The sequence below is a fragment of the Phyllobacterium ifriqiyense genome, from assembly GCF_030817885.1.
In the GTDB taxonomy this organism is placed as follows: Bacteria; Pseudomonadota; Alphaproteobacteria; order Rhizobiales; family Rhizobiaceae; genus Phyllobacterium; species Phyllobacterium ifriqiyense.
On the sequence record NZ_JAUSZT010000002.1, the window covers coordinates 614,962 to 632,052 of the forward strand.

General features: G+C 52.9%; 17 protein-coding genes. 4 read left to right on the forward strand and 13 right to left on the reverse strand.

Annotated features, from left to right (window positions below; genetic code table 11):
• Positions 1–10: 10 nt before the first annotated feature.
• The 11 genes from QFZ34_RS04520 to QFZ34_RS04570 all read right to left on the reverse strand — a co-directional run bounded on the left by QFZ34_RS04520 (position 11) and on the right by QFZ34_RS04570 (position 12,802).
• The gene (locus tag QFZ34_RS04520) at positions 11–856 is read right to left on the reverse strand and encodes a tetratricopeptide repeat protein (protein WP_307277502.1); all 846 of its coding nucleotides are present in this window, start codon (positions 854–856) and stop codon (positions 11–13) included.
• Complete coding sequence (locus QFZ34_RS04525) at positions 853–1,851, reverse strand: hypothetical protein (protein WP_307277503.1); 999 nt, start codon at positions 1,849–1,851, stop codon at positions 853–855. Before QFZ34_RS04525 ends, QFZ34_RS04520 begins: the two co-directional genes overlap by 4 nt.
• Complete coding sequence (locus QFZ34_RS04530) at positions 1,829–4,147, reverse strand: glycosyltransferase family 4 protein (protein ID WP_307277505.1); 2,319 nt, start codon at positions 4,145–4,147, stop codon at positions 1,829–1,831. Before QFZ34_RS04530 ends, QFZ34_RS04525 begins: the two co-directional genes overlap by 23 nt.
• Before the next feature lie 155 nt (positions 4,148–4,302).
• Positions 4,303–5,487 (reverse strand): Hint domain-containing protein, encoded by a 1,185-nt coding sequence (locus QFZ34_RS04535; RefSeq protein ID WP_307277507.1) that lies wholly within the window; start codon positions 5,485–5,487, stop codon positions 4,303–4,305.
• 57 nt (positions 5,488–5,544) lie between these two features.
• Complete coding sequence (locus QFZ34_RS04540) at positions 5,545–6,246, reverse strand: outer membrane protein (protein WP_307277509.1); 702 nt, start codon at positions 6,244–6,246, stop codon at positions 5,545–5,547.
• A 145-nt stretch (positions 6,247–6,391) separates the two neighbouring features.
• Positions 6,392–7,558, reverse strand: coding sequence for a hypothetical protein (locus QFZ34_RS04545; RefSeq protein ID WP_307277512.1), 1,167 nt, complete (start codon positions 7,556–7,558; stop codon positions 6,392–6,394).
• A 7-nt stretch (positions 7,559–7,565) separates the two neighbouring features.
• Positions 7,566–8,891 carry a glycosyltransferase family 4 protein gene (locus QFZ34_RS04550; protein ID WP_307277516.1) on the reverse strand — a complete coding sequence of 442 codons (1,326 nt, stop codon included), beginning with the start codon at positions 8,889–8,891 and terminating at the stop codon, positions 7,566–7,568.
• Between the two features lie 40 nt (positions 8,892–8,931).
• Positions 8,932–9,798: an FkbM family methyltransferase gene (locus QFZ34_RS04555; RefSeq protein WP_307277519.1), complete on the reverse strand. Its 867-nt coding sequence runs from the start codon at positions 9,796–9,798 to the stop codon at positions 8,932–8,934.
• Between the two features lie 43 nt (positions 9,799–9,841).
• Entirely contained in the window at positions 9,842–10,987 is a 1,146-nt protein-coding gene (locus QFZ34_RS04560; protein WP_307277522.1) for a polysaccharide biosynthesis/export family protein, read from the reverse strand.
• 87 nt (positions 10,988–11,074) lie between these two features.
• Positions 11,075–12,064 (reverse strand): helix-turn-helix transcriptional regulator, encoded by a 990-nt coding sequence (locus QFZ34_RS04565; protein WP_307277526.1) that lies wholly within the window; start codon positions 12,062–12,064, stop codon positions 11,075–11,077.
• A gap of 465 nt (positions 12,065–12,529) precedes the next feature.
• Positions 12,530–12,802: a hypothetical protein gene (locus QFZ34_RS04570; RefSeq protein WP_307277529.1), complete on the reverse strand. Its 273-nt coding sequence runs from the start codon at positions 12,800–12,802 to the stop codon at positions 12,530–12,532.
• Positions 12,803–13,052: 250 nt separating this feature from the next.
• Here QFZ34_RS04570 and QFZ34_RS04575 point away from each other — a divergent pair, with 250 nt between their 5' ends.
• Positions 13,053–13,223 (forward strand): hypothetical protein, encoded by a 171-nt coding sequence (locus tag QFZ34_RS04575; RefSeq protein WP_162802623.1) that lies wholly within the window; start codon positions 13,053–13,055, stop codon positions 13,221–13,223.
• A gap of 212 nt (positions 13,224–13,435) precedes the next feature.
• Here the strand turns inward: QFZ34_RS04575 and QFZ34_RS04580 are convergent, their stop codons facing one another.
• A complete protein-coding gene (locus QFZ34_RS04580; protein ID WP_115055076.1) occupies positions 13,436–13,786 on the reverse strand; it encodes a DMT family protein in 351 nt (116 codons plus the stop codon).
• 115 nt (positions 13,787–13,901) lie between these two features.
• Positions 13,902–14,999 carry an HPP family protein gene (locus QFZ34_RS04585; protein WP_307277535.1) on the reverse strand — a complete coding sequence of 366 codons (1,098 nt, stop codon included), beginning with the start codon at positions 14,997–14,999 and terminating at the stop codon, positions 13,902–13,904.
• Positions 15,000–15,224: 225 nt separating this feature from the next.
• On the opposite strand from QFZ34_RS04585, the gene QFZ34_RS04590 reads away from it, so the two are divergent.
• From QFZ34_RS04590 to QFZ34_RS04600, 3 genes are all read left to right on the forward strand, one after another.
• On the forward strand, positions 15,225–15,965 hold the full coding sequence (locus tag QFZ34_RS04590; RefSeq protein WP_307277537.1) for a hypothetical protein: 741 nt from the start codon (positions 15,225–15,227) through the stop codon (positions 15,963–15,965).
• A 179-nt stretch (positions 15,966–16,144) separates the two neighbouring features.
• Positions 16,145–16,465, forward strand: a complete 321-nt coding sequence (locus QFZ34_RS04595) for a PepSY domain-containing protein (RefSeq protein ID WP_307277539.1) — start codon at positions 16,145–16,147, stop codon at positions 16,463–16,465.
• A 29-nt stretch (positions 16,466–16,494) separates the two neighbouring features.
• Positions 16,495–17,091: a general stress protein gene (locus tag QFZ34_RS04600; protein WP_307277542.1), complete on the forward strand. Its 597-nt coding sequence runs from the start codon at positions 16,495–16,497 to the stop codon at positions 17,089–17,091.

A 17,091-nucleotide genomic window follows, 5' to 3' on the forward strand; every position in this document is an offset into this window, starting at 1 on the left:
ACAGGAGCGCTCAGGCGGGTGGTGCAAAACAGGTGTAAATCTCGCTGATGCACGCTTGAATTTCGTTCTCTATAGAACCTGTCTGGTCAATATACCCGGATCGTTGCGCTCTCACATTGCGCGCCAGAATATAGTGCGACAGTGCTGTTTTGTAGTCGCCATTCAATTTGTGTAAATGCCCAAGCTGAATCTCTACGTCTTCCAGACTGTTTTGGTCAAAAGCTTCCGCATAGGCGCGATATTCGCCATAGAGTTTCTTGGCTTCGTCAAAATCCCCGTCTTCTTTGGTTATATTGGCGTAGACGGCAATCATGTCCCGCTCATTGTCCTCGGTAACAAGTTCGCGCAGCAGTTGGCGTGCGCGAGACCAATCCTGCTGTTCAACATATTTCATTGCTTCAAGGCGCTTGAGCTGAACACCGGGTTTGCCGGACCGGCTGCGTGCAATATTTGTGTGGCGGATCAATTCCTCGTCCGCAGGCGCCAGTTTTAAACCCTTCTCGTACCATTCAAGGGCTTTTTGTGACTCACCCGCCCGGCTGAAGAGGTGTCCCAGCTGTAGATACACATCCGCATTGTCAGGGTTCATGCCGACAAACTTCCGATATGCCGTTTCGGCCCGATCATAATTGCCGAGTTCCTTTTCGGCGTGACCCAGCTGCACAAGCAAACCCGTGCGTGCGGGATCGGCGGCAATAGCCTTGGTGTAGAGCGCTGCGGCCTCAGCCCAGTTGCCTTTGTCGCGAGCGGCATCGGCCTGCTGGGAAAGGTTTCTGGGGCTGGCCGAGCTGTCGGCCACCGCAGCAAGCTGCACTGCAATACGCCGCGTCCGGTCCGAGAAAGGCAGTTTGATCATGAGTTTTCCAGCCCCTGCTTGCTCCGGATCATGGAGACATCGCGCAGTTTGATCCAGGGCGTTGTGTCGGGCGTTTCGAGTATTTTAAGCCGGAGTTCCACAAATCTATGCTCATTGCGGATATTCACGCACAGGCTTCCGACGAACGAACCGGCAATGATCAATTCCTGCAAGGTGTCGAGTCCGGAATTGGCGCTGACCTGTAGGGCAATTCTGGCTGCCGGATCCTGCACGAGATCCAGCCGGACCATCCACGTGCCGGCTTCCAGACTGCGTTTTGGTCCGGTAATCAACCAGCCAGGCGAAACACTCCATCCGCCATCGACAACATTGACCGGCTGGTGCAGCAGGTCCGGGCCGATCATCCAGCCTTCGCCTGGCACTTCGCGAACAAAAATCAGTGTCTGGTTGCCATCAATATCATAGGAAAGGCCTGCCGGCAGGGTGCGGGCGGAACTGGGATCAACCGGCTTGTTACCCGAGTGCTGGGTCACCGGTTGTTCCAACGTATCCCAGAGCGAAATTTGGCCGTCGCGGCGTGCAATGGAGACAACCCGTTTGACGATATCTTCACGCGTCGTCACATTGCGCCGCAGGTCGAACTCCATGGTGAGCCGTTCCTTGTCGGTGGGGTCACGACCGCAAATCTTGTCGAATGTATAGCGCAGGAAGGCGACGTTATTGTCTGGTGCAAAGCGGGTGAAGCTTTCGATGATGGCATATTGGTCCGGCGAGCGGCGCAGCACCTGTGCCTCGTAGTCGATAGGTTGTTCTTCGCCGCCGGATGATATTCCGCGCAGGGCATCAATGATCTTCAGGCGGTTCGTACCGTTGCGGATGGCTTTCACAAAATTTTGCCTTTCTTCATCACTGAGGTCATCGGCAGACAAGTTGAAAGCAGTTGCCCAAGCATCCACAAAGGCTTCACCGGACAGGGAAAAGACGTCCTTGGGCACAGCTTGAAGCGGGATTTTATGCAGCTCGGCGATTGTCATGTTTTTGATCCAGCATCTGTTCGATAAGGGCGGCATGTCTTGCGGCTACGCGCGGATAGGAATTCCACTGCACGGCCTGACGCCGGTCGGGATCTCGCAGCCCAAGCAGGACAGGATTTTGTGCAAGACTGATTATGGCTTCGGCAACGCAATCTATATCCACGGAACGAACCACATGGCTGATCGGCCACATGTCGCGCAGGACGGTCGAGCGTGAGCACAGAAGTGGCCGGTCGGCACTCATTGCAATGCGAGCCGCTCCCGTCGCCGTTTCGTTCGAGGGACCATAGAGAAAGGCCAGAAGATCGGACTGTGCCAATTCGCGGGCAAGTTCATCCTGTTCCACGAAATCAAATCGTGCAGAGGCTACATCGTGCAGATTGAAATGGGAAAACAGGTTTTCAATGACAACCCTGACTTCCCGCGATTCATCATTGGGAAGCATGCAATTGAGAAGCTTCAAGCGCAAGCGTGGTTCAAAGACCCGCGCCCGGGCAAAGGCCTGTACCAGGAGGTCGATATTCTTGTGCCGCGTCAGAAATCCGAATGATCCTATGGTAAAAACCGATGGATCGGGGCGGATATCGTCTTCCGGTATCGGAATGACGCCATGGGGCATGACAACGGGATTGGGATGCCCGGCTTTTGCCAAAAGGCCCGCATCCTCGGCAGAATGCACGAATACAATGTCGAACAGCTTCGTCCATTCGAGATGACCGTGGCGAAGAACCTCCTTCACACTGTGCATCGTAATAGCGCGCAATTTATGCCGGGTATTTGCCAGCGTATTGTTGACAAGTTCCATATCGGGTGTCGAGAAATGTCCCGGATGATGCTGTATCCACAGCACGTCTCCCCGGGCATTTTCGATTTCCGAAATGAATCTTGTCAGTGATGTCAGATCATATCCCCAGGAGCGGGAAACAAGATGCTGCGCGGGAGCATGTTTTGCCTGTGCGGAAGGCGGCAACTCATCATTGAGCAGGCGTCTTGCATAGATGTGCGAAAATCTGTCGGCAAATGCCGGGGTGGAATAGAGATGTTCCGAATAGGTAGCGATGCCGCATTGCTGATGCCAGGACGAAACCAGGTCCAAGCTCCAGGGTTTGCGCGCTGTGGCTGCGCTTTTCTTGACCTTGGCGATTGATGCAAGCACGCGCCCTGCTACAGCACCCCAGCTCAGGTGATCGGCCAGAAGTCTTTGGGCGTTTTTACTTCGCAAGCGAGCGTCTTCGTGATTCGTCAGGGCCGCCCGCATCTGCGCGCCAAGATGTTCAACAGAAGGATCAGCCCAAATGCTCAAAGGCCCGGAAACATGGGTTTGTGAGGGGGCCATTTGATAGTCCACCATCCATGCGGTCTCGGGCGTACAAAAATCCACCTGCCCGCTATAGGCCGTGGTGACAACCGGTATATCAAGGCGCATCGCCTCAGCCAGAGGCAGGCCAAAACCTTCGCCTCTGCTTGGCGCGGCAACAAGCGAGGCTGTGCGATAAAGCGCCAGCAGCTGCTCGGAAGTGTAAAGATCATTGATGATTGTTATCGGTGCAGCAGTGGCGAGCCGATCACTGAACTTTTCCATGACCGACGACAGAATATTGTCCGGGTTTGGAAAGGTCTTGATGACAAGTTCAACCTGTTCGTTTTGCTTGAATGTCTGTGTAAAGGCATCCACAAGCACATCAATTCCCTTGCGCGGAAAACAGGATGAGACATGCAGAATGCGTTTCTTGCCGGTGGCGGGCAGGGGCGAGGGCGTGTTCAGGCCCGCATCAAGCGCAACATGGTCCGTGCCATTGCCGACAACTTCAACAGGGACCGTCAGGCCAGATTGCACGAAAGCCTGTTTCACAAAATTGGCCGTTACCATGACCAGATCAAGGTCGCGGTTAAAACGCTCGATCATATATTGGGGAACTTCCAGTTCTTCCCAGGCGAAGTTCACATAGGCGTTGAAGCGCCCAATCATGTCATGCGTGGCTGGCGGCCATGTGTTACGCAAATGGATGTCGTATTTCTCGGTCGGATAGCCGGGCAGCAGCAGGCGTTTCACCTCGGGAGCGGCGTTGAGCCTTGCATCGCTCTGCCAATCGGATTCGGGCGTATAACAGTGAAGATCGACACCGGCCTCAACAAGCGCTTTTGCCAGAAGCCGATTAACGATGGCAAGGCTGTAATCGCCTTTGAACACACCGTCGAAGAAAACACGCTTACCGGCAAATGCCTCGCGCGTGAACTTCAAATTTTTATCATCAAGATCAATAGTATAAGGCGACACGATTGGCGCACTGCGCATACACTTTTCTCCAGAACATCTGCCGGCCAGATGTCATACTGAATGTGAAAAACTTCTAATGCGTAAATCGACCTCTACCTTGCACAGTAAAGGTCGATTCTAGATTAAAGAAGTATGTGAGGCGCGTTGACTGGAGTAAACGCGCCCCACAATTATCAGGAAACCTTGGCTTCTTCGGTTTCGTAGCCAAGCTCTACTTCGCGCTCGGTGATAATTGCGCGCGCTGCATCCACAGCCGGACCCGAATAGGCAAGCGGGTAGCATGCCTTCGCGTCATATGCCTTGGGCGAGGTGAATTGCAGTACACCTGGCTCAAGGAATACATGACGGTTGCCGAGATCAAGATAGGTCTCAGCCATGGCACCGTTTGCCCAGATCACGTCATGCTGCTCAAGTTCGATATGATAGTAATCGACTGGATTGAGTGTGATCGGCTGGCTGACGGTTGTCCCGTTGATCAATAGTTTTGCCGGCACAAGAGATCCATTGACGAACATGCAATGGTCCGGCGAGACGTAGAGGTCGCGCGAGGGCATGTCTTCCGCAATCGCACCGGCAAGGATGCGGATTGGCAGATCATTGCGTGGCTTGTCCAGTGTCTTTGGATCAATGGATCGATTGCCAACCCATTTCACGGCAACCGCGCCATTGTTCAGGCTGGAGATGACCGTCCCTGCCTTAAGGCGTTCAACCGCGATTTCGCCATCCGGAGTAGCGATAAGTGTGCCGCGAACGAAGCAAGGAGTCAGGAAGGTCAGCGTGTCTGTGGCGTTGTTGTACGTATAAGTAGCGCCGGCAGGAATGTCATAAGACGCGATAGGCTGCAGGATGCCCAAAGGTCCATAGAACGTTACTGTGTTTCCTACTTGCTGGACACTGGCCGAGTCGATCACTGTTACGCGATCGCCATTGTCCACATTTATAATGTCCGGTGGGTTGCTAATGTTAAGATTAACCAACCCGGCATCATAGATGAAGTGTCCATTGCCATTGGCATTCAGGAAGTCAACGGTTGTGCCGTCAAGAATGGAAGCATTGATCGCCGCGGCCTGAATTTCCAGACTTGTGCCGTCACCAATCATATAATGGAACGTCGAGCCCGCCGTCACACCGGCAAGAGCCGTATCAACGACAAGATCAGCGCCGTTTTGCAAGATGATGGTGGTGCTTGTCAGGACACCCCCACCGATGAGGTTCGTCAGTGTAAGATCGACGCCATCGATGATCAGCGTACCATTGGAGACCAGGCCCAATTCGAGGGTATCGCCGTCCTGGGCGCCGCTACCGGCATCAATGGTCTGCGTGGTATTACTGATCAGATCGAGATTAATAACAGCCATAGTTATCCCCGCTCCTGTTAAGAGTTAATTTATCATAGTAATGCTGTCTAATTGGGATCAGAACTTGTAGTTCAGACCCACACGAATGCTATGAAAGTCTGGTGAAGCCCGTGTCGAGACACCTTGGCTTTCAACAGTATAATCGCCGAAGCTGACATACTGATATTCAAGCTTGGCGGTCACATGGTCGGTGAATGCATGTTCAACACCTGCACCGGCAACCCAGCCAGCGCGGGTCTTATCCTCGTCCATGAACTGCACGCCATCTGCGGACATCTTGTAGTTGACGCGGCCATAGGCCAAACCGCCCGTACCATAGATCATGGTGCGATCCCAGGCATAACCGAGACGGGGACGCAATGTGCCGTACCAGTCGATGCTGGATTTGGCATGGAGATCAACCCCAGATAGTGTTCCTGATGTAGAGTCATCAAGGCCTGCGCCCTGGAAGTCGGCTTCAATACCGAGAACAAAATTGTTCATCTGGTAGTTATAGCCGATCTGGGCACCGCCGATAAAACCATTCTGCTCGATCTTCCCGATATTTCCAAGAAAAGTATCGCCGACCCGGACGCCAACGCGGTCATCGCCACCGAAACCGTAACCGGCATTCACACCCGCATAAAAACCTGTCCAGACAAAGCCCGGATCAGCCATAACAGCTTCGGGAGCAGCTTCAATGACAGCATCGGCGGCATGCGCGCCCCCCGAAACAACCAATGCCGACAAGAATAGACCGATAACGTTAGATTTCCGCATGAGATTCACCTTTGAATGTGCAACTTCAACTGATATTTGCACAGAATAAACCTTGGGAATACAATATAGTTAGGTCAGTAATGCTAAAGATATTCGTTAAATGTGATTAATTGACGTAATTTGTATTGAACAGAAATGCGTTTGACTATTGAGCGTCCGCGGGCTGATTTTCTTTCGATTTGAAACGTTCTGATGGCGACAATGCCCGCTCGTTTTCAAAGTAATTTCCCGTATCGCCAAAGCGTTGCGCCGGGAGAGATTCTTCTGGAATCAATTCAACCGACCAGTGGGCGATTGAACCTTCTATGGCGCCGCTTTCGGTAAACAGGCGCACCTCTATCGGTTCCTTGGCACGTTCGATCTGAAACTGAGCTTGAGCAACAAATGATCCGGTTTGCGAGGGGCGGATTCTGATTTTGCTTAGCAGCTCTGAATTGTGAATTTCGATGGTGAATATCTGGCCGTAGATTTCATTGTCGATGCGCATGGAAAAACGAGCAGTCCATTCCCCCGGAGGCAGGTGAAAATAGGGACCATAAACGACACAGCGTGCCCGCCCCACCAACTTAATTTCGCTGACAATATTGGCCCCTGCCTTATCGGCGAGCAAGAAGGTCTGCAATGGCCAGGTCACGTTGGTAATAGGGGTTCGCATGATCGAACCATCCAGCGGTCTGAGCACATCAAGTGCGATAGCACGTATTTCGGGCGAAATTGCTTTGAGCTCGGTGCCGGGTGGCAAATAATGAGGGTCAAGCTTTTTGGCGGAAACTTCGAATGTGGGAATGCGCGAAAGGTCCGGCGCTGGTCCTGAAAAATCTGTTCCCAGTTTTTCAAGACAACGGATAATTCCTTCCTTGGAGAGATTGATCCCAAGTGTCCGGCAAAAATGGCCAAGTATTCTATGGATTTGCACCGGACCCATTTTCTGCCGCTGTACGGCAAGGATCGATGGATGCGTGCGTATTTGAGAGATGCAGGCAAGACTTGCCGACATGGCCCGTACAAGCGGAATATCAGTTGTCCCCGTCGTTTTCGCCAACCAGTTTAGAGAGTCCATCACGTTTTCAGTGAAAACGAGATAGGGCGCTTTTGACCGCATAAGAAAAGCGCAGAGCTCCTGATCCGGGTAGTGGGAGGTAATAATCATTGCTTCGCTGGTGCGGTTTCGCCAGGCATCCTGCAATTGCGGCAGGGTCTCTACTTTCACAGTGTTGCAATCGCCATAGATCTCGCAGGCAATGGCCTCGAGCGCTGCAGTGCCCCAGGAGAACATCGTGCCGGGCAATCCAAAGGCGACGAAGAGTGTCATCTACCTCCTAGCTCCCCAAAAGATCGTCATAGAGTGTGGCGATCTTTTGCTGATACCGTTCCGGCGAGAATTGAGCGGCCTGCGCCGGGCCAAGTTCTGCAAGATGGTCGCAAAGGTCTTGATCATTGGCAAGCGCACGCACCGCATTACGCAGGGATTGAGTATTATAGGGGTCAATCAGCAGTGCGGCATCGCCAGCAATTTCCGGAACGGAGCCTTCTGTGGATGTCAGCACCGGTGTACCCAACTGCATGGACTCCAGAACGGGCAGACCGAATCCCTCATAGAGCGAAGGAAACAGGACGGAGCGGGCGCCCCGGATCAGACTGACCAGCAGATTATAAGAGACGAAATCGAACCGATGAATCCGCCTGCCGGGAATGATGCGATTATCCTGCTGAAGGAAGAAGCGAAAGCGGTCATCTTCAATCAAAAGCTGCGTCTGATCGCCCTTCCATCCCGGCGCGCCGACAATGATCAAGGGATAATCGACCTTGGCCGAAAGATAGGCTTCAACCAGACGGGATAGGTTCTTTTTGGGTTCAAATGCGCCGAAAAAGAGAAAGTATTTTTTCCAGTCCAGATTGAATATTCCGGCAATTTCGTCCTCGGCCACATCTTGCGATTTTTCGCGCAGTTCCAGCGGCACGTGAACAGCCTGATAGGTATTGGTTATCCGGCTTTCTTCCACGCCGAGAAACCGGATAATGTCCTGCCGCGATGTTTCGGACACCGTAACAATGTGGTCAACGGATTTAACCAGATGCTTTAGCATCTTGTAGTGGTAGCGTTTGTTGTCCTCGGTAAGGTAGGGCAGGCGTAGCGGCACCAGATCGTGAATGGTGCATACATTCAGTGCTTTTCTGGCTCGCATCGGTATTGGATAGGTGCAATGAAGAAGATCGGGCTTGTGCGCAAATGAAAGCGGCAGGCTCTTGCCGAAATTCTTGAAGTGATGCCGTGCCGTGGCAAACAGATCATTATTTGCGTAAAGATAATCCGAGTCCAACACATTGCCCTGCAGGGATTTCAGGATAACGGTCCCGGTCAGTTCAACATGGGTTGGTGTTACGCCGAATGGTGCGCCAACGCGCCGCCGCGCCCAGCGTTTGCCCAGAGCTACGGGTCCTAATTTCCTGTTCGAATTATCGTCAAAGAGCACCACTTCGCGCAAAGCCGGATTGCGGGGCAATTTGCTTTGGACACTGTGTACAATACCTGTTTGATAACCAAGACCCCGCACTGTCTGAATCAAACCACGTGTATAGGTGGCAACGCCGGTCCCCTTTTGCAGGGATAAATTGAGTCCATCGTAGAGGATGGTTTTTACCAAGGCGGCATCCTTTCAAGCCATATTTCAAGGCACTATGACCTCATGCAGGTTCGTTATCCGAAAGCACAAGCAGCCAGTCCTGGCCATAATTCTGCGTCATCAAATCATTGGCCGTAACGGGCCGGGCAAAGCCTTCAAAATCGAGACGCCGTATCTTTCCGTAAATTTTCGTGAGCTTTTCGACGAACTGAGCGCTGTTCTCCGAACGGGCAGCGTTGAACTCGACCACGATCATCGGCCGGTGACGTTGTATCGTCTCGCTCATGGCAGAAAAAATATCTTCTTCCGCACCCTCCGCGTCGATTTTGATGAAATCAACCCGTTCGAGCGGCATGCATAATGCATCCATGGTAGCGGCCGGAATTTCGATAAGGTAACCGCCATGCTGCCGGGCATTTTCGGCATTGAAAGCGGCAGGCACAACAGTTGCATTTTTCGGCTCGTGATCGCGGACGAAGAGCTTCGCGCTACTGGATTCTGTGCCGCCAAGCACCTTTTCTATAACCTGGCTGCGCGGAGTAAACCCGTTCAGGTCGAGGCTTCTTTTGAGGAAGTCTGCCGCGTGCGGATTGGGCTCGACAGCGATCAGCTTTCCTTTCTCCCCAACGAGTTCGGCAAGCAGCACTGAATAATAGCCGAAATTGGCGCCGACATCGATGGCTGTCATCCCGGCCCGGACATTGCGGGCGCAAAACTGTGTCAGCCAAATTTCCCAAAAACCATCGAGCAGAATATGCGAGCCGAAGCCGCGGTCCCGCGTATCGATATAAAGCTTATATCGGCCAAGCACGCGGGCAATCGCAGTGTGATCCCCCAGATAGGCACTGTTTGCGAGTGCCAATATCGCAGCCTCAAGATCAAGGCGCTTCAATTTCGCTATCTCGTGCAAGTGAAGCAATGATGGCATGCGATATCTCATTCCAGTACGCGGTAGTAGACAAAAACAGTTTTCACAGACGGCTGGCACTCAGACCAAGTGAGGTTGCGCTCATTGCAGGAGAACTTACACCTTGGAAAATCGCCATGACTTTCTGCAGATCTGCACCCGCCGCATTGGCAACGTAAATCACGTCGCGCGGTTGGATTTCGAAACGCTGCATGGAAAGCATCACATTCGTGTCACGCATATTGAAGCGATAAACCACGGGAATGTATTCACCCCTGCTGAGGAGCGGACTGCCTGCCGGGATGAAGTGTCTCGCGATAGACGCCAGCTCGTATCGCAAAACGAATACACCGCTCGCATCCGCCCGCTGGTCATTCAGACCTGCGGATTTTGCCAAGGCATCAGCCATTGTTATGCGGGACGCGTCGAATGGAACTTCTGCATTACGGCCAGCGGCGCCGAATACCAGAAATGTACGTGGTTCGCGCACCACTGTTATCAGATCACCGGAGCGCAAACGGATATTTTCTTCCGGGTTTTCCAGCATGACGTCGAAGGGTACTCGTGCGACGACGCCGTTGCGCGTTAGCCCAACTATGCTGTCGCTTGCTGTCGCACGAAGGCCACCTGCACTTGCGATGGCATCAAGGACCCGTTCCCCGGCACCTGTCAGCGATACTCTGGCGCCTGCAGCCACTTCGCCGGTTACGGTCACTGCATTGGCCGTGCTGCGCTGGATGGTGACCAGCGCCTGCGGCTGAACTGCCTTGCCTTCAAGCGCCTTGGTTATCTGTTGTTCGACCTGTGTCGGCGTATTACCAATGACCTTTATGCGGCCCGCATAGGGTACAGCGATCGTTCCATTGCCGGAAACCGTCTGGGGCGGAATTGTGGCTGAGCTGCCTGATGGCTGCTGAAAACCGGCCATGGTGATGTTTCCGCCAAAGAGACTGCCGGGAGGCGCTTCCCAAATGTTGACGGCTACAACATCACCCACAGCGATGCGCAGATCACTGGAACGCGGCCCGGCGCCAAATTTGGCAGCAAGACTTGCCCGCGGACGGGTCCCGGCATAGGTCAATATATCCTTGCCTATGTCGACGAGCGCGTAATTCAGGTTGGTTGACGTCTTCCGCTGATTGAGAACGTCACCCGTTGTTGGCCCCGAGCGGGGGAGGCAACCGGAAACCGAAACCGCTATTGCCAGCATAAGTGGTAAAACGCTTATCCTGGCCAGGGTGAGTGGTTTTGAGGAAGGCAGGCTACGCAAGGTACAAACTGGCATTCGCAACATGTGTCAGGTATTCTTTTCATGAAAGCGCATCATTGCCGACGGGCTCATTCCATAGGCATTGCGGTATAGTGACGAGAAGCGTCCGGGATTGGAAAATTGCAGGTGGATGGCAAGATCCGTAACATTGCGCGCACTGCCACTCAGGATAGCCTCATGTGCCGCAGATAATCTGTACTCGCACAAAACATGCATCGGGCTTGTATCCCGATATTCCTTGAACATTCTCTGCAGCGCCCGCGCACTGCACCCTGCTGCATCTGATATATTATCGAGTGTTACAGCATTATGGATATTTTCGCGCATGAATGCCTCGGCGCGCTGCAGGTAGCGCGGCGATATCCGGCGACCTGCCAAATTGTTGAGCGTGTTTACATTGTCGGGTTTTGTCATGAACAGTTTCGCCAGCAGTAAGCGTTCATAGACGTTAGTCAGAACGTCTCGTGTCGAATTGGTCGCATTGGCGAGATCTTCACTGACGTAACACAGCGTTTGATACAGAGCCGCCGCACTACCGGAGCGAAAATCATGGAGGGGCGCAAAAGCCTGCTCCTGAAAATAGGGCCGGTGCATCAGGCGTTCGAAATATTCCCGCAGCGTGGTGATCGGCACCCGATAGGCTACCCAGGAAGACCCGGGGTGGATTTTGGCTTTCACATCTGCCCGGTCGATGATGCTGGTTGCATTGCCGGCTACCAATGTCTGTATTTTTCTCTTTTTCATGTCGACCAGGTCAATAGTTCCCTTGATGACAAAGAGAAAACTGAGCGTTGATGAAGCTCCTTTGGAGATCATTTCTAGTCGGCCATGGGTATCGCCGTACATAATCGTGGTTTGTTGCAGTTTATAAAGGTTGCGACTGTAGCCAATATTGCCCTTATCATCGCTATAAGAAGACCAACGCCACTTCTCATCCGGAGCCTCTGCATCCCGATCAGTATCATCTGCTACGGTCAAAGACCTGTAATCAGATTTACCTAGAGAATTGTCGTACATGTGTCCCCCAATTACCTAAACCGTGTTAACCAGTTTCATACGAAACTAAAGTTCAGTTATTGAATTAAAAGGATTTATTTCCAATTTTAACAATATTACAAGAATCTATAAGACTAGACGTGTTCCAAACCTCTAAATAATCCGATTTACCACTCTCTTTTTTAGACACTGCTTCATCGCCTTACATATGGCAATATTTTTTTTTGAATAATACGCAAACAAAGTGATTTTGATCCAAGATGTTTGACGAGACATTACTTTTTGGCGCTTATAATACTTTATTGTCGTAAAATGTATGTTTGAAATCCGGTCAACAACCGGATGAATACAAGAATATAATATTCAAGTTTGAAACTCCGGGCGGATTTTGGCTAAAAGAATCGCAGCCTATATTGCTTCGGCGCTTTACGTCCGACGCAATCTGTCCTGAGTGGGATGTCTCGTCAGAAAAACGGTTTTACGCCTTTACGCCTGATTTTCAGGGTTGAGAGGGGAGGCCTCTATCGCCGCCTGAATGGTTCGCGAGGTCACAGAGGGGCGCGCGCGGTTAGCCGCATCGATCATTTCATTCGTCGGGTTACGAAGAACATCATAGACAACGGGGAGCGCAATATTGGCATAATCGCGATAGGTTTGACGGATGAAGTCGGGGATTTTGTCCCACTCCTGGCTACCAGTACTGCGGTAAGCATGAATAGCCTGGGCTACTGCTTCAATAAGTTTTTCGTGTCCCGTCATGGTTCAATTCTCATTTTCGACCATACCCCACCACCGAAATGGTCACTCCTCAGATTAATTTAGTCCGCAATCGATTAATTATAGTGGGAATCGTTTATCTATTTTCAATATAGGCAAGCTTGTCTTTGCCAATTAACGCATAATATGGTTATTGTTGACTGGTTTAGATGGTGTCGCTTCAAGACGTTCTTCCACGAGCGATGCCTGCATTCTTTATTCATTTAAAGCTTACTCCTTGTGGAGTGCAATTATGCAGAAGCTCGGCCAAGAGATCATATGTCACGAGTGCAAAACCAGTCATATGACAGTTCCGATTGAAGAAGAGGACGAGGCGCCCGTGCATTGTTCCGAATGCGGTGCCTTAATGTGCTTCTGGCGCGATGTGGTTGCCGACGAGACGCCGGCCATGAAAAAGGCATGAGCCCAGCAATCTGGCGCGCCAAGCTTTACAGTATTGGGCAATGAAAGCGCTCTCCCCTTTTATTGTTCTTATCTGCTTTTCTGAAGTATTCACGCACAAATCAATTGTACAAAGTTAGCCCGCATTTTTGCGGTCTGTCATCCCCGATTTGAAAAATAGAAGGATGAACTGTCGCAGATTTGCGACAGTTCAGGACAAATTCCGAAATTCAATCATAGTGGCCCTTTGAATACGAAGAATGCGCCGCCACAAATCATGGCAAAACCGACAGCGTGGTTGATTGTGATTTTTTCGCCGAGATAAGCCACCGAAAAGCCTGCGAAGACCAGAAGCGTGATGACTTCCTGGATCGTTTTCAGCTGGGCTGCGGAATAAACCTCATGCCCGTAGCGGTTGGCCGGAACGGCAAGGCAATATTCGAAGAAGGCGATCATCCAGCTGACAAGAATGACCAGCATCAAGGATTTATTGCCAAATTTGAGATGCCCGTACCACGCAAATGTCATGAATACATTTGATCCGAGGAGCAGGAGGATAGGACGGATATAATCGAAAGACGGCATGGAGGGTCTCTTTGGTTGTGGGATTTAACGGTGATATCAGAGTACGGGTCGCCGGACGACGGGCGATAAGCGCCCGCTCCCGGTTTTTCCGGCACTGCATCTTTTGCGCAACGGATCAGAGATAGGAATTGAAGGCGACGCCGAGCAGATCGGTCTGGGTGACCAGCCCGAGAACATGGCGGGAATCGTCTATGATGATCACCGCATGGGTCTTGCCGTCAGTCAGCATGGGCAAAAGCTTCATGGCATGGTCGTCAGGCTTGGCAGTGACAGCAGCGGTGATTGACCCTTTGATTGCCGCCCCGGCATTTGCCAATTCGCGCAAGCCGATCGTGCCAAGCAGGCATTCTGAAAGGTCAAGAACGGGCAGGGCACGCACATTGTGTTCAAGCAGCAGGGTCCGTGCGGTATCCGCACTGGCATCCTCAGAAACCTTGATCACGTCGCGTGACATGATATCGCTGCACAGCAGTGCCCGGTGCCGCCGTATAGCGGCCTGAACCTGCACTTCCCGCAGCAGAATATCGATATCGCTTCGTTCAATATCGAATGTCTCATCAAGTGCTTCCAGCGCGTTATCGACATCTTCGCTTTGAAAGCCCGAACGCAATGGGGCTGGCGGGTCCTGTGTCCCATGTATATTGGCAACAGGCGCGGCTGCCTTGTGTGGATAGGTTCTGCCAGCCAGCCTGTGAAACAGGATACCCAGCACAACGAGCAGCACGGAATTCAGCGCAACCGGCACGAATGGAAAGAGAAAACCCGCCGAAAGAACCGCTGGCCCGCCGATAACAGCTGTCAAAGCGGCAGCGCCACCTGGCGGATGCAGACACCGTGCCACCGACATCACTGCGATTGCACATGCAACAGCCAGAGCAACAGCCAGTTCCGGCTGATGTACGAAATGAGCCACTGTCACGCCGACCAGGGCGGAAATTGTATTGCCGCCGATGATTGGCCAAGGCTGTGCCAGAGGGCTGGCCGGAACGGCAAACAGCAGGACCGCGGATGCGCCAACAGGCGCGACGATGAGCGGCACGGCGGGGCCAGCACCGAACATGATGCCGCAAATCCAACCGGTCAGGCCAATGCCGATCAATGCCCCAATGCAGCCGATAATTCTCTCGCGCAATGTCGCCCCGGCGAGGATCGGCACGAAGAGACGAAACCGCTCCGTCCCATCGGGGCCTTTTGAATATAAAAACTGGCGCATTTGGAAAATTCCGGGCGACTTTCGATATAATACCCGCATCTACGGCGGACGGGAGCCAATGAAAAGGGAAATAATTCTCTAAATCGGCGATTATCCGTAAAAACTTTTTCCCTTTGCCATGGTAACGAAATACCAAGGAAGCCCTGTCAAATTAGGAATATCGCGACTCGATATTTCCGACTTTTATCCAGTCACCCCATGATGGACTGAAAACGGCAGGACTCAATGGCTCAGAAAAAGCGCCGCACTCGTTCAACTTCGCGCTCTCCGAAGCGATCTTCCTCGCGGTCGTCGCAGCGTTGGTCTCCTATCGGGCTGCTGCTTGCAGTGGCGGTATTGGGTGGTGTCGGGTTGTTGGCATTCTGGACAAAGGAACAGGCGAAAAACCCATCTGCAACAAACACCAGATCCCCCGTGGCTACAGCTTCCAGAGCGCCGTCTGCGGTGCCCAGACCCGAGAAAGAGGTGAGGTCGCCGGCAAAAACAGCGCTTCGCGAGGAGAGCGGACGGACAGAGATAGCACGAGCGCCTGTGCCGCGACCCTCCGTTCCCGTGGGCGTGCCGCAACAAAATCCTGCTGCAACCAAGCCGACGCAGCAAGCATCATTGCAGCGTCCGCAGGGGCCCATTGGCAAAGCAATTGGCGAGCCACCGCGCGGCACCAATGTGCCGGGCATGGCGCCATCGGTAGTCTATGCTCGTGACAGGCTGGTTTTACGGCGTAGCGCATCGCAAGCTTCCGCCTCGATAGGCTCTGTCGAAAAAGGGCGTGAAATGCGCTCCTACAGCAAAGCGGGCAAATGGCATCATATTGCAGTGCCGACAACTGGCATGATTGGCTGGGTGCATGAGGACATGCTGATAAAGGGAAGGCAGGCTCCCAACATATCAAGCATGACAACCGGCGCAATATACCGTGCACCTGCACAGGCAGTCTATCCTCCGCGGCCGGTGGGTGCGCAATAAGCCCGCGCCGTTCCTCGCGATTGTTTTTGGTTTTTGTCATTGACGCTCCTTCCAGGAAGTTCCGTCAATTAGAAAAAATAAACCTGCTCTCCATCATCTGAAAATCAGGAACCTCATCTGCCTATGCGGGTTAATCTCTCAGGCGGCTGACAAAATGGTCGCGAAAGATGGAGGTTCATATGAGACGAATTGCACTCGCACTTGGCGCGCTTTCGATTGCCTCACTGGCTTATGCACAGGAGGCTCCTAAGCCGACTACAGAGTCTGAAACACCGGCAGTGACAACGCCGGATTCTACCAATCCTGCTGCGCCTGTCGCCGGAGAAAATAGCTTTACAGAAGCCCAGGCCCAAGAGCGCATTGAAGCCAAAGGCTACACTGCCGTAACGGGCCTTGTAAAAGGCGAAGACGGCATCTGGACGGGTACGGGCACCAAGGACGGCAAGTCTTTCGAGGTCAAGCTCGACTATCAGGGCAACATAACAGAGACCGCAAAATAAGGGCGTAAACCAGCTTAAGGAGATCAGATATGCAAACTGTAACAGGACTATATGACAATCACCGCGATGCAAGACAGGTGGTCGAGCAGCTCGAAGACGCCGGGGTTTCCTCTTCCGATATCACAATCGCGGGACGCGATGGCGATAGCGGCGAAACCTATGCGGGCGAGGGGGCTGCTGCCGGCGCCGGTATTGGCGCTGTTGTCGGTGGTACGGGCGGGCTGCTTGCCGGTCTTGGCATGCTGGCAATTCCTGGTGTCGGCCCTGTCGTGGCGGCAGGCTGGCTCGCAGCTACAGCTGCTGGTGCGGCGGCCGGTGCAGTGGCTGGCGGCGCCGCTGGCGGATTGATTGGCGGGCTTACGAGTTCCGGCGTTGATGAAGATGATGCGCATGTCTATGCGGAGGGCGTCCGCCGCGGCAGCACGCTCGTATCCGCCAGGGTCAGCGATGACCAGGCCGATATTGCCCGCTCGATCATCAACAATAATACGCCGGTAGATCTCGACACGAGGCGATCGATGTACCGAGAAGAAGGCTGGGAACGCTTTGATGAGTCAAGCCCGGCATTTACCGAAGAAGAGCTCGCGCGCGAACGTGACAGGGTACGCAAGTACCATCCGCTATAA